The following is a 14,707-nucleotide window of genomic DNA, read 5'->3' on the forward strand; positions in this document are numbered from 1 at the left end:
ATTTAAAATAACAGGGCGCTTTTGCCTATAAAAGAGTAGTTCTAGAAGCTGTTCTTGATGCTATTGCTCAGTGTTTTTGGCGTCCAGTATCCGCTTGCTATAATTCTTCTGATCGTAAACAACGGATCATTTTCATCACGTTTGGTAGAAAGGATAAATGCACTTTTAAATCCTCTTTTCTTTAACTCAGGAATTGCTTCCGGATTCCATAATCCAAATGGATAAGCAAAGTGATAGATCTTTTTGCCGGTAATTTCTTCAAGGGTTTTTGTAGGTTTATCAATTTGAGTTTCCCAGTCTTTACCCTGGTATTTTTTAACGTTATGGTGATCCCATGTATGTGAGCCGATATCCTGACCCTGATCCGAAAGATCTTTAACCTGTGCCTTGCTCATATAGTTGGGGCGACCAAGGGAGACGGTCATCACAAAAAATGCACCTTTAAAGCCGTATTTTTTCATTTCCGGGGCTGCAATTGTATATTGATCAAGATCTGTATCATCAAATGTCAATACTATAGGTTTGCTTGGAAGTGGCGTACCGTTGTTCAGGTAATCGTATAACTGATCCAGTAAAATAGTATGGTACCCACTGTCTGCCAGCATTTTCATATGTCCTTTAAAAGTCGCTATCGGAGTGATATAATCTTTTGCGGTCTGTGAATCTTTCGGTTTCCAGTCGCGGATCTGATGGTAACACAAAACGGGTACCTGCTTACGTGCAAGGATTGTTTTTGCATCTGCCACTTTTACTTTGTTAACATCAACGGTCTTGCCCGGAGCTTCAGCCGTTGCAGTTGTGGTCGCGCCTTCCTGCTGGTCGGCCTCTTTAGCTGTTGTTTGTGATTTAGACTGACAGCCTGCTGTAAAAATAATAGCTGCTGCAGTAAAGGATAAAAAATAATTTTTCATTCAGGTCTTATATGTGAGCTGCAAAATTATAAAATCCTGCAATTCATTCGTAAATTATTCTATAAATCGTACGTTTTTATCAGCTATCCAATTTATTACACTGTTCAGCCTTTTTTGAGCGGTATATGTGATAATTTAGGCCTTTTATTAAATCATTAACTATGAAAAGATTTTACCTTTTATTTTTACTCTTACTAACTGCACATTTTACAGTAGAAGCGCAGACAAAAACCTTCACCATGACGGAAGTTGCGGCTGATGCACCGAAAGCAAATTACCAGGCAGCATCACGGTTTTCGCCGAATAAACTAAAAAAGATTGTTTACTCTACAGCGGTAGATCCGCACTGGCTGAAATTGAGTAACCGTTTCTGGTATATGTACGAAACGCCAAATGGTAAGGAGTGGTACATTGTTGACCCTTCAGTGCGGAAGAAAAGAACACTGTTTAACAGTGCAACGCTTGCTGCGGAAATTACCAATATTATCCGTGATCCTTTTGACGCACAACATCTGCCGATAGAAAATCTAAAGTTCTCGAAGGATGAGAAAAGTATCACTTTCGAGGTAAAGAGTACTATTGATGAACTGAAGAAAGAAAGAAAGGATAAAAAGGCAGCCGATTCGATGCAGAAAAAAATCTTTTACTTCAATTATGAGCTGAATGCTGCAAAACTGACGGAAGTAAAGAACTATGAGAAGCCGAAAGCAAAACCAGAATGGGGTTCTGTAGCGCCGGATTCTTCTGCGGTAATCTTTTCGAGGAATTATAACCTGTACTGGATGGATAAAGCAAATTACCTGAAAGCGGTTAAAAATGAGGAGGACAGTACTATTGTTGAACATCAGCTGACTAAAGACGGGGTTAAATTCTATGCTTATGGCAGTGACGGGGATGGGGAGAACAACGAGGAAAATGAAAAAAATAACAAGAAAAGGAGAAGCGCATATGTTTTATGGTCGCCCAACGCCAAATACTTCGTTCTAAACAGGGAAGATTCACGCAAAGTGAAAGACCTGTGGGTAATTAATAACGTTGCTGCTGGTCGCCCCACGCTGGAAACATACAAATACCAGATGCCGGGTGAAAAAGAAGCTGCAGTGGAAGAGCTGCTGTTGTTTAATTTTGAAGCGAAAACAATTAAAAAGCTGAATGTAGCTGCCTTCAAGGATCAGAACTTATCTGTATGGCCGGCTCCGTCTTTAAATAAAGACCGTGACAATGAATTCAGACCGTCACTATGGCTGGGGAACAATAGTAAAATCTATTTTTCAAGAACAAGCCGGGACATGAAGCGTGTAGATATCTGTTTTATCGATATCAATACGGGAACAGTCTCTCCGCTGATTGACGAGCGCTTTAATACCTATGTAGAGATCAACCGACCAGGACTGGTTAAAGATGGCAACGAAATCATCCATTGGTCAGAACGTGACGGATGGGCACATTTTTATTTGTTCGACAACAATGGTAAACTTAAAAACCAGATCACTAAGGGGGCTTTCCATTGCGAAAGTATCGTGAACATTGATGAAAAGAACAGAGTGCTGTATTTTACGGCAAATGGCAGAGAAGCTAAAGAAGATCCTTATTATGTACACCTGTACCGCGTCAATTTTGATGGCTCTGGTATGAAGCTGTTAAATAGCGGCGACTTCGACCACGCAGTAAATATGAATGATGAAGCGAAGTATGTAGTGGATAATTTTTCAAGGGTAAATACTGTACCTAAATCGGTACTGCTGGATCAGAACGGAAATAAACTGATGGACCTGGAAACAACAGATCTTTCATTGTTAATGGCAACCGGGTACAAGTTCCCTGAGCCGTTCAAGGTAAAAGCCGATGACGGTGTTACGGATATTTATGGGGTAATGTACAAGCCGTTCGACTTTGATCCGAGGAAGAAATACCCGATTATAGAATATGTTTATCCGGGGCCGCAAACGGAAGCGGTAAATAAATCATTTAACAAGTCGATGGACCGTACAGACAGGCTGGCGCAGTTCGGTTACGTGGTGATCACCGTTGGAAATCGTGGTGGTAACCCTGCGCGTTCTAAATGGTACCATACTTTTGGCTACGGCAATTTACGTGATTATGGTCTGGCAGATAAAAAGGCCGCGGTAGAGCAACTGGCGGATAAATACAGTTATATTGATATCAATAAGGTTGGAATTACAGGGCACTCTGGCGGAGGTTTTATGTCGACCGCCGCTATGCTGGTTTATCCCGACTTCTTTAAGGCTGCAGTATCTAATGCTGGAAATCACGATAACAGTATTTACAACCGCTGGTGGAGTGAGAAACATCACGGGGTGAAGGAGATAGTCTCAGCTAAAGGGGATACTACTTTTCAATATAGCATTGATAAGAATCCTGACCTGGCCAGGAACTTAAAAGGGCATTTACTGGTGATGACGGGGGATGTTGATAATAATGTACATCCTGCGAATACGATCAGGTTAGCAAATGCATTGATGAAGGCCGGTAAAAGGTTTGAATTTGTGATTATGCCCGGGCAGCGCCATGGCTTTGGCACCTTGACGGAATATGGTTTCTGGAAGCTGGCTGATCACTTTAATAAATATCTGATTGGCGATTTTTCTCCTAATGAGGAAGTGGATATAGTGGAAATGGATAGAGAAGTGGAGTTAAACGGAAAATAAAAAACACCCTGTATGTATTTTCGCCTGCCTACCTTTTGCTGCGCAAAACGTAGAAGGTCGAAAATACATACAGGGTGTTTTTTTCTTCATCTAACAGGAGGGGAGAGGCCGGTAGGAAGCAAAGGGTTATTGAGAGAGCTGCCATGAAAGCTAAAGAAATACTCGTCAGGTTTGCAGAAGATAAAGGAACGTGATGTCTTTAATAAAAGATACTCAGTTTCAAATTGAATGATGCATGTAATACAAAAAGGGACTGCCTTGTGGACAGTCCCTTTTTGTATTAAAAACTCGTTGTGTAGAATATCTACATATTATAAGTAGAACTGAACACCGATTTTTGGAGCAAAGAAGTTTGCACCGATATTGAAGTTTTTGTTGCCACCAACATTGTTTCCGTTAGCGTCTTCTGCATTGTAGTCATTGTAGCTGATTCCGTTAACAGAGAATTCGATACCGAATTTTTTGCTTGGGAAAAAAGCGAAACCTGGAGATAAAGCAACACCTACCTGGTTGTTTTTACCAGTTTTAACCATGTTGTTTCCTTCAGCATCACCGATTTTATTGTTTCCGAAAGCCATTGGTACAGATAATTGTGCAAAGAATTTGAATTGGTCATTTACACTTTTGTAACCACGTAAGAACGGGCTTACAACAAATGCTGAAGATTGTGCTGAAGCACCTACCAAAGTACCTGCAACGTCAACGGATGAATAATTTTTAGCATATTCATAACCAATTCCAGTACCTACTGCAAAATCATTGCTGAAGAAATATCCAACGCTGGGAATTACAGCGAAATTAATGTTTGTTTTAGCTGCACCATCAGTTTTACCAGTGTTTAATTCTACGTTACCACCAATTAAGAAATTACCTTTTTCTGTTTGTGCCTGAGTTGTAAATGCTAATCCAGCTACTGCGATTAACGATAATAATACTTTTTTCATTTTGTTGCTTTTTTAATTTATACAAAGCCAGATTTTTGTTTTAATGTCTGACTATGTTTGTCATATAGTCAAGACTGATGCCAAAGAATTATTTGCTTCAGATTGCGGGAAGGCACTTTTTTGTAAAAGCTTATCGGATAGTAAGATAAAATGTTTTAGTTTCGCCTTTATTATTCTGGTATGACAATTAACATTAATTTAACAAATTGTTAACCTGTTGCTTGATGAGACAAATTGACTTTATTTGTTGTAATGTCAGCTTCTTTAACGGTGTTTTTGTCAGTTTTTTCATGATTATCGATACAGGTCAGATTAAATAAATATGGTGTAACTGCGTTTTTACTTAAAAAAAAATCTAAATTCATCAAACCTTTGCATGTATTCTAAACGTTATACCATTATGAGACTGTTAGTAGAACGAAAATCAATTAAAGTATATCCCGATCCGAAACGTGTGATTGCCCGTTTTTTTTTTAACGGTGATGACAGGGCTAAGGAAGTAGTAAAGCGAGTATTATCACTTTCAAGTGAAGAAGTTTTTGGATTGATATCGCCAATCCTTCAGGAATACTCCAAGAGGCATAGAAATATTACTAAAATTCTTGCGCGGCATTGCAAAAAGATCAAGCACATTATTGATGAGCTGGGGATCGACTTCGAGGCCTTAAATAAATACGAGCGCCTGTTACTGGGCTCTTATTTTACGCATGAGTATTCTATTGAGTCTGCGGCATTTTTCAATCCCTCTGTGGTAGAAGATCCTGACCAGTCCGAATTGGTTGAGGGCGAAAAACGATTAATCATTAGTTTTCGTGCGGTGGGTGAAGGCCATATCTCTTCTGTAGTCTTCAGGAGGGCACTGGTGGACCGGAATGGTAACATTACGGTAAATCCTGCCGGAAATTATATTGATGAAGCAGAGATAGTGCGAAATGCGATATACAATAAGAAGTTGTTTTTAAAAAAAGCAGCAGATTCCAAGATTGATCTGGAAGTACTGGATGAGGTGGGACTGAAACTGGAAGAGAAGTTTGATTATTCCGTTTTGCGAAGGCTGATCATAGATTCCAAAAATCTGCAGGAAGACGATTTAAAGAAACTGGAATATGATAAAATACTCTGGCTTTCTGATACTTACCATGAAATCAGCTTTTCGAGGGATACTGACATTTCCGACCGCGTAATTTTCCCGATATCTGAATTTGAGCGTAAGGGGATTGAGGATGCCAGGTTTGTTCGTTTTGTGAAGGATGACGGGACGGTTATCTATTATGCAACCTATACGGCCTTTGACGGTGCTATGATTATGCCAAAGCTGTTGCAGACCACTGATTTCTATGATTTTAAAATCAGCCCCCTGCATGGCGCAGGTGCACAAAATAAGAACCTCGCCTTGTTTCCAAGGAAGATAAAGGGAAAGTACGCAATGATGTCGCGTATCGACGGGTGGAACAACTACCTGATGTATTCTGACAAGATTACGGTATGGGACAACCCTGTCATGCTACAACAGCCAAAATTTCCATGGGAATTTATTCAGATAGGTAATTGCGGTTCGCCTATAGAAACGGAAGCCGGCTGGTTGATTATCACGCACGGTGTGGGACCAATGCGCAGGTATTGCCTGGGTGCATGTTTGCTGGACCTTGAAGATCCTTCTATAGAGATTGGCAGGTTAAGTGAGCCATTGGTGATCCCGAATAATGATGAAAGAGAAGGTTATGTGCCAAATGTGCTTTATTCATGTGGTTCAATTATACATAACGGTGAACTGATCATCCCATATGGCTTATCAGATTATTGTTCATCTTTTGCGTCAGTTAAGATTGACTTATTACTGGAAAGGTTACTGAACTCTGCTGCGGAGCAGCAAAATTCTTAACCGGTATCTAAGCTGGTATTATACGATTTGATGGTAGAGGCGGATATAATCCTCTACCATCTTTTCTCTTGAAAACTTACTGTTCGCCCAATCGCGGCAATAGGAACGGTCTATCTCTTTTATACTTTTCAGCGCTTCTACCGCCTCATCAATCGTTCCAACAAGATAACCGGTTTTTTTATCCTGAATCAGTTCAGGCATCGACCCCCTGTTAAAGGCAATTACCGGGGTACCGCATAAAAGGGCTTCTGCTACACTTAATCCAAAAGGCTCCTCAAAGCTGATAGGATGAAGTAAAGCGGTGGCTTTACCCAACAAGTGATTACGATCTGCAGGCCCTGCAGAACCTACAAATTGAATGTCTTCATTCAAATGCGGCTCAACATGGTTTTTGAAATAATTTTCATCCTGAATAATGCCGGCAATAATCAACTTCCGGCCACTGGCTTTTGCTATTGCAATTGCTTCAGAGGTACCTTTGTGGGGATGTATCCTTCCAAAGAACAAAAGATAATCATCCGGCACGGCATTAAATTCAAAATCACCAGTATCCAATCCATTATAAACTGTGCCCAGGTAATTCAAAAGCGGGTGCCGGTTAGCATCACTGATAGACACGTAATGCGTGTGGGCATTGTATTTCTGGTATACCGGAATAATCCTTTCAGAGGAAAACCCATGGATAGTTGTAATTACAGGCGTTTTAATGAGTCCTGTATAACTCAGGGGCAAAAAGTCGAAATGATTATGGATCAGATCAAAATCACCCGCCCGCTCCATCAGGTTACTGATGTGCAAACATTCCAGTACTTTAGCATCCTGATCCTGCTGCTCTGCATATCCAACTGATACCACGCTGTCCAATTGGGCCTGGGTCACGGAATCGCCGGTAGCAAATAAAGTAACTTCCATACCGGCAGCTACCAGGCCTTCGGTAAGATTGGATGCTACCTGTTCCCAGGGACCATAATGGCGCGGTGGAGTTCTCCATGCAACGGGAGATAATACGGCTATCTTCATTTAATCGCTTCTTCTTTAAAATTTATTCAGGCTTTTTTAGGATTGAATTCATATTCAAACTCAAGTGCCTTTAATACTGTCAGGTGCGATATCCAGTAAGCCAGTGTACTTTCAGCACCCTGATTTCTGTTCACACCATAGGTCTGTAATCCGTCTCCGCAACCTTTTGTCTCATAATCATATAAAGGTAATCTCAGACTATTCTCACCCAGGAACCATTGATAACTCAGGTACATCTGTTTGATATATTCCAGGTTGTGGGTAATTTCATAAGCTTTGAAATACATCAGTACCATTGCCATCGTTTCAATCGCCTGCTGATCATATAAAGCCATCTCCTGGTCACGGAACAGCCAGCCATCATTACCTACCGGATTCAAATAGCCATTACTCATAGTTTTTGCCGTCAGGTAGTCCATACTTTCCATCGCGATGTCAAAAGATTCCTGGTCATGTGTAATCTGATAATGACTCAGCAATGCCAATGGCATAATGGCATTATCATAAGTCATTTTTTCTTCAAACCAATGCCAGTTGTCCGTCCTGTTTGCTCTGTAAGCGGCTTTCAAAGGTTCAGCCAGCTGATTGAATTCCTTAACTATGCCTTCATCGTAGGGATGTGCTTTCAGGTAATTAGCCAGACCAATCATCGTATTTCCGAGACCTCTTAAGTGTTTCAGCTGACTAAAATGCGGGACTGACTTATCAAATAATTCTTTTGCAAACTCTCTGTAAGAATTATTAGGTGCATTGCTGATCAGGTAACCGAGTGACCATACTGTCCTGCCGAAAGAATCTTCAGTGCCAATTTCATCGAGATATTCCCTTCTGAAACTCAGGAAGTTCCTGAAATTTCCGTCATCGCATTGCATATATTGAATATAACTGAGATAGACAGGCAGGAGTTCTAATGCTGCCTTACTTTTATTTTGCTGCCATGCCTGAATCACCATAATCAATGCACGGGCATTGTCGTCCAGACAATATCCCTCTTTCAGATTAGGTATGCCATATTTTGCGTGCTGTACAATACCGGTATCATCCGTCAGACGCTGAATATGGGCCATACTAAATGCAGGCATCATATCGGGATCAATGATGGGCTTTATTTCTTCTTTTTCCTGTTTTGCATGTGTGATCGCTTCGCGTAAAGTATCGATGAATACACCGCCTGTATTTGGCCAGCGTAAGTGCAAACCATAATTATAGGCGTTACTTTTCAGTTCATTGAGCAATGACTCATTCTCGAATAACTCGTTTATAATATGCGCCAGTCCGGTAGAATCTTTAAAGTCGAACAGTTTCCCCCTGTTGCGGGCTAACAACTCTTGTGCATGCCAGTATGGAGTGGAAATTACTGCTGCACCTGCACCCACTGCATAGGATAGTGTACCGCTGGTGATCTGCGCCTCATTCAGGTAGGGTGTGATATACATGTCTGCCGCCGTCAGATAATCGTATAACTCTTCTTCGGATACAAACTTATTAATGAAGATCAGGTTATTCTCTACATTAAGTTTTTTAGCGAGTCTTTTCAAACTGTCACGGTATTCTTCACCTGAATTCTTGATGACACCCGGATGGGTTGTACCAAGTATGACATACATGGTATCCGGATTTTTCTCTACAATAGCTGGAAGAGCCTCGATTACTGTTTCCAGGCCTTTATTACGACTAATTAAACCGAAAGTAAAAAGCACCTTTTTATTTTTAAAACCTAAAGATGATTTTACCGGGTTATCTGCCTTAGGCTCCAGATCAGGCACACCATGTTCTATCAGTCTGATTTTATCTTCGGAAATGCCGTAGATGGTGGTTAAAAAACCGACGGCTTTCTGGCTCATCACTACAATCTTCGAAGAATATTTTGCAATCTCCCTGATAATGGTGAGCTGCACGTAAGAGGGATCCTTCAGGATCGTATGCAGAATCGTGATCAGTGGTTTTTGCAGCCTTGCAATCAGCGGAAGGATATATACCCCACTTTCACCACCATAGATGCCAAATTCATGTTCTAAAATACAGACGTCGGTAAGGCTCGTATTGATATAATCGGCCGCTCTGGTATAATCTTTCTGGTTTTCCTGTCTGATGACATATTGTACTTCAGCAGGGTATTCATAAGTATCAATGTGCTCTGAGTCGGTCATTGCGACAACAAAACTGTCTGATGATACCGATTTGACGTCGTGGCCAATCGCTTTTAAGAGATTATGATTGAATGTAGCGATACCACATTCACGCGGAGGGTAAGTTGATATGTAAGCTATTTTCATTAAGGAATAATTGTTTTTAAAGGTTACGAAGCTTGCGTAAGATGTCCACTGCTTTTAAAATGTCATCTTGTACAGGTTTCATGTATATATGATACAGTTTATTGGTTCGTACACAATGTAATTCAAAAAAGCCGGCTATTGTTTTAAAATATCCGGCTTTTCTGTAAAATCAATCCATTTCCAGTTACATTTCTACATGTTTTGTATTCAGGAACACAAAGTTATGATCAAACATATCCAGCTTGATTTTGCTTTCTTTATCGATTTTTCCAGCTAAGATCTCTTTGGATAGTTCATTCAGTACACGTTTCTGTATAACCCTTTTCAAAGGTCTTGCACCAAACTGCGGATCGTAGCCCAGTTCAGCCAGCCAGTCCAGCGCTTCTTTCGAAGCCTCAATCTCAATACCCATATCTGCAAGGGTTTGCTGTACATGTCTGAATTGCAGTTCGGCAATATTTCTGACCTCATTACGGTTCAGCGGAGTAAACATAATGAGCTCATCAATACGGTTTAAAAACTCTGGTCTGATGGTCTGTTTCAACAGCTCAAAAAGCTCATTTTTAGTTTTCGCAATTACTTCATCTCTGTTATTATCACTTAGCTCCTTAAAGTTATCCTGAATCAGGTGTGAACCGATATTGGAGGTCATGATGATGATTGTATTTTTGAAATTTACCAGTCTTCCTTTATTATCGGTAAGCCTTCCGTCGTCCAATACCTGCAACAGGATATTGAATACATCAGGATGTGCTTTCTCAATCTCATCCAGCAATACGACCGAATAAGGTTTGCGACGCACTGCTTCTGTCAGCTGCCCGCCTTCATCATAACCTACATATCCCGGAGGCGCACCTATTAATCTGGAAACTGAATGCCGCTCCTGATATTCACTCATATCGATACGGGTTAATGCATTTTCATCATTAAACAAAAACTCAGCAAGCGCCTTAGCCAGCTCGGTTTTACCCACACCTGTAGTTCCCAGGAAGATGAAAGAACCAATCGGCTTTCTTTTATCCTGTAAACCTGCACGTGAACGGCGGATAGCATCCGAAATGGCTTCAATTGCTTCATCCTGACCAGCCACGCGTTTATGTAACTCATCTTCCAGGTTCAGCAGTTTCTCCCGCTCGCTGGCAATCAGTTTGGTTACCGGAATCCCGGTCCACCGCGCTACAACTCCTGCAATATCATCTGCCGTAACTTCCTCTTTCAACATGCGTCCGTCACCTTGCTGACTCTCCAGAGTTACTTTCAGCTGCTCTACCTTGTCGTGCGACTCTTTGATTTTGCCATAACGGATTTCGGCAACCTTTCCATAATCACCCGCTCTTTCTGCCTGATCTGCTTCCAGTTTATAATTCTCAATCTGCTGTAGTTCGTTATTGATTCCGTCTACCACATCCTTCTCCGACTGCCATTTCGCTTTCAGTTCGTCACGTTCAGCAGAAAGATTTGCAATCTCTTCCCCAAGGGAAGCCACTTTTTTGTCGTCATTCTCCCTCCTGATAGCTTCGCGCTCAATTTCCAGCTGCATAATCTTGCGGTCCAGCTCATCTACATTTTCCGGTACAGAATCCATTTCCAAACGTAATTTAGAAGCAGCTTCATCCATCAGATCGATCGCTTTGTCAGGCAGGAACCTGTCGCTGATATACCGTTGGGACAACTCGACAGCTGCAATAATGGCCTCATCTTTAATTCTCACCTTATGGTGGGTTTCATAGCGTTCTTTCAATCCTCTTAAGATGGAAATTGCATCCTGAGTGTCCGGCTCATCTACAATTACCTTTTGGAAACGACGTTCCAGTGCTTTATCCTTCTCCAGATACTTCTGGTACTCGTTTAATGTTGTCGCACCGATTGCTCTTAATTCTCCACGTGCCAATGCCGGTTTAAGAATATTAGCTGCATCCATTGCGCCCTCACCGCCACCAGCACCTACCAGTGTATGGATCTCGTCAATAAACAGGATAATATCGCCCTCACTTTGCGTTACTTCTTTAATGACAGCTTTTAAACGCTCCTCGAATTCGCCCTTATATTTCGCTCCGGCAATTAATGCACCCATATCAAGTGAATAAACTGTTTTGCTTTTCAGGTTTTCAGGCACATCACCTTTAATAATCCTGAAGGCAATTCCTTCCGCTATAGCAGTTTTACCTACTCCCGGTTCACCAATCAGAATAGGATTGTTTTTTGTTCTTCTGGATAGAATCTGAATTACACGGCGAATTTCTTCATCCCTGCCAATTACAGGATCCAGTTTTCCCGATTCAGCATACTCATTCAGGTTTCTTGCGTATTTGTTCAACGCATTATAACTGGCTTCAGCATTCTGATCTGTTACTTTATTATCTCCCCTAAGATCAGCAATCGCTTTCTTAAGGTCTTTTTCATTTACCCCCTGCTCTTTTAAAAGCTTGGATATATTATCATTAACGGCTAATATGCCTAATAGAAGATGCTCTACAGAAACAAACTCATCCTTAAATTCTTTTAAATAAGACTGCGCTTTCTGCAATACTGCATTTGCACCAGAGGACAAGTAAGCGTTGCTGCCACTCACTTTCGGGAATTTCGCAATCTGCGCATCCAGCTGCTGATTTAATGCATTTAAATGAACATTAAGCTTTTTTAGTACATATGAAACCACGTTTTCATCAACAGTGAGCAGACCTTTGAGCAGGTGTGCCGTTTCAATAGCTTGTTGCTGATTGCCCTGAGCTATTTCAGAAGCCTGTTGGATTGCTTCCTGTGCTTTAATAGTAAAGTTATTGAAGTTCATGTCTGGCTTGGCACAAAAGAAATGCCATAGTAAAGGAAAGGCTTTAATCGGAAATTATGTCGTTTAAAAATATTTAATTCAGAATTAATGTCTGCTTTTTAACTCATTGTACTGTATTTCTGTCTGCTTTTTTTGGTGTGTATGATAATTCCATCCCCTGATATTTGTATTTATACGCCCATCTGATATAAAGTTTAATTGGAATCAGTTTCTTTGCACCAAATTATACAAGCAACAATTAATGGAAAAAAACGTACTAAAAGGAGCATTGCTGGTCGGCCTCGGCGCATCGAGTTATGGTGCTCTGGCTACGGTAGTCAAATTAGCCTATGCAAATGGGTTTACCACCGCAGAAGTGACCACCTCCCAGTTTTCAATCGGATTCATAGGCATACTGCTGCTTCAGCTATTTCTCAAGACTCCCCAAAAAGAATCATCAATAACAGACAGGTTTTCTGTTTTAAAACTCATGATAGGAGGGACATCCCTGGGACTGACGAGTGTATTTTACTATTTCGCTGTAAAATATATCCCGGTTTCTGTCGCCATTGTATTATTAATGCAGTCAGTCTGGATGGGTTTACTACTGGAAGCCATGCTGGATAAAAAAGCGCCTTCTAAAAGAAAAATTGCAGCAACACTCATCGTTCTCCTGGGTACAGCTTTAGCTACCAATATCTTCTCTTCCGCTCATGAACTGAACTGGAAAGGAATCGCATGGGGTTTTGCTGCCGGATTTTCTTATACCATTTCCTTATATTCTTCCAACAGTATCGCTACGCACCTGCACCCGATAAAAAGAAGTCTGTGGCTGCTGGCAGGAGGTTTAACCATTATCGTGCTGATCTTCTCTACTACTTCATATGGTAACTTTAATTTTCACATCTTCTGGCCATGGGGTATCTTCCTGGCTTTCTTTGGTACCATACTGCCGCCGTTATTATTTACAAGCGGTATGCCGCATACCGGAATTGGATTAGGAACTATCATCGCTTCTATTGAACTCCCCGTATCGGTACTGTTTGCCTATATCCTGTTGAAAGAACCTGTGAATGTGGTGCAGTGGACAGGTATTCTGTTAATTATCAGTGCTGTAGTATTAATGAATGTGAAAAGTCTGAAAACCAGCAAATCAAAAAATAAATCTCCCTATGCTTCTTAAAAAGTATCTTTTCAGTTGCTGTCTATTTTTATTCATCTCCTTTTCTGGTGTCGCACAAACCATCAATATCTGCTCCTGGAACCTGAAAGACTTCGGGCAGACTAAAACAGAGGAACAGATCACCTTCATTGCGAAGACGCTAAAAAATTATGATGTCGTTGCCGTGCAGGAAGTAGTGGCTGGTCCCGGTGGCCCGAAGGCAGTAGCCAGACTAAGTGATGCATTGAACAGGACGGGAGCGAAATGGGATTATACCATTAGTCACGGGACTTCAAGTGACAGGTATAGCAAAGAACGATACGCTTTTCTCTGGAAAAAGAGCCGTGTTCAAAAGTTGGGAGACGCCTGGCTGGAGAAAAAGTATAACCTGGAAATTAGCAGGGAGCCCTATCTGGCCAGGTTTCAGGTAGGTAAAAAACAGTTTACGCTGGTTACGTTCCATGCTATCCCTAAGGCTAAACAACCAGAGACTGAGATTAAGTATCTCCAGTATCTGCCTGCTGAGTATCCTGAAAACAGCCTGATCTTTTGCGGCGACTTCAATCTGTCGGAAGCGCATTCCGTCTTTAATCCCCTGAAAAAAGCAGGATATCCATCTGCGTTTAGTAAACAGAAAACTTCCCTGAGACAAAAATGTATTAATGGCGATTGCCTGGCATCAGAGTATGATAATTTCTTTTATAACCAAGCCAGGGTCAACTGTATCATAGCAGGTATTGTTCCATTCTATACGTCTTTTACGGATATCAAAGAGGCAAGGAAAATATCTGATCACTTACCTGTGTTTCTTAGATTTTCAATTAATTGATATAACCGGCCTTATTCTAAGGGATATTACAAGATCCTGCATTGGGATTGTCCTTAAAAGACAAAAAAACGCGAGTCTGTTTTTCGCCTGCCTGCTTTTTGCGATGCAAAAACCAGAAGGTCGAAAAACAGACTCGCGTTTTTTTACATACAGCAGAAGATCCTGCATTTGGAAATGAGATCATCCAAAGGAGTTGGGTGTAAATATATGTTGTTTAATTTGTAGTGTCAGGCATTACCCTGCA

Annotated in this window: 9 protein-coding genes; 4 read left to right on the top strand and 5 right to left on the bottom strand. The window is 41.1% G+C overall.

The features are described 5' to 3' along the window. Positions 1-41: 41 nt before the first annotated feature. Complete coding sequence (locus tag OQX62_RS05820; protein WP_265830475.1) at positions 42-911, bottom strand: polysaccharide deacetylase family protein; 870 nt, start codon at positions 909-911, stop codon at positions 42-44. A 161-nt stretch (positions 912-1,072) separates the two neighbouring features. Between OQX62_RS05820 and OQX62_RS05825 the strand changes: the two genes are divergently transcribed. Then, the gene (locus OQX62_RS05825; RefSeq protein ID WP_265830476.1) at positions 1,073-3,580 is read left to right on the top strand and encodes a S9 family peptidase; all 2,508 of its coding nucleotides are present in this window, start codon (positions 1,073-1,075) and stop codon (positions 3,578-3,580) included. A 311-nt stretch (positions 3,581-3,891) separates the two neighbouring features. On the opposite strand, the gene OQX62_RS05830 is transcribed toward OQX62_RS05825, so the two are convergent. Then, a complete protein-coding gene (locus OQX62_RS05830) occupies positions 3,892-4,524 on the bottom strand; it encodes an outer membrane beta-barrel protein (RefSeq protein WP_265830477.1) in 633 nt (210 codons plus the stop codon). Between the two features lie 400 nt (positions 4,525-4,924). On the opposite strand from OQX62_RS05830, the gene OQX62_RS05835 reads away from it, so the two are divergent. Continuing rightward, positions 4,925-6,406, top strand: coding sequence for a glycoside hydrolase family 130 protein (locus OQX62_RS05835; RefSeq protein WP_265830478.1), 1,482 nt, complete (start codon positions 4,925-4,927; stop codon positions 6,404-6,406). Between the two features lie 18 nt (positions 6,407-6,424). On the opposite strand, the gene OQX62_RS05840 is transcribed toward OQX62_RS05835, so the two are convergent. The 3 genes from OQX62_RS05840 to clpB form a co-directional block, all read right to left on the bottom strand. After that, entirely contained in the window at positions 6,425-7,426 is a 1,002-nt protein-coding gene (locus OQX62_RS05840; RefSeq protein ID WP_265830479.1) for a glycosyltransferase family 4 protein, read from the bottom strand. Positions 7,427-7,452: 26 nt separating this feature from the next. Beyond that, positions 7,453-9,702, bottom strand: a complete 2,250-nt coding sequence (locus tag OQX62_RS05845) for a glycosyltransferase family 4 protein (protein WP_265830480.1) — start codon at positions 9,700-9,702, stop codon at positions 7,453-7,455. A 184-nt stretch (positions 9,703-9,886) separates the two neighbouring features. After that, on the bottom strand, positions 9,887-12,493 hold the full coding sequence (gene clpB, locus OQX62_RS05850) for an ATP-dependent chaperone ClpB (protein WP_265830481.1): 2,607 nt from the start codon (positions 12,491-12,493) through the stop codon (positions 9,887-9,889). A gap of 241 nt (positions 12,494-12,734) precedes the next feature. Between clpB and OQX62_RS05855 the strand changes: the two genes are divergently transcribed. Together OQX62_RS05855 and OQX62_RS05860 are read left to right on the top strand one after the other, a co-directional pair. Further along, a complete protein-coding gene (locus tag OQX62_RS05855) occupies positions 12,735-13,655 on the top strand; it encodes an EamA family transporter (protein WP_265830482.1) in 921 nt (306 codons plus the stop codon). Next, positions 13,645-14,463, top strand: a complete 819-nt coding sequence (locus tag OQX62_RS05860; RefSeq protein ID WP_265830483.1) for an endonuclease/exonuclease/phosphatase family protein — start codon at positions 13,645-13,647, stop codon at positions 14,461-14,463. Before OQX62_RS05855 ends, OQX62_RS05860 begins: the two co-directional genes overlap by 11 nt. Positions 14,464-14,707: the final 244 nt, after the last annotated feature.

This window comes from Pedobacter sp. MR2016-24, assembly GCF_026239655.1.
Lineage (GTDB): Bacteria > Bacteroidota > Bacteroidia > Sphingobacteriales > Sphingobacteriaceae > Pedobacter.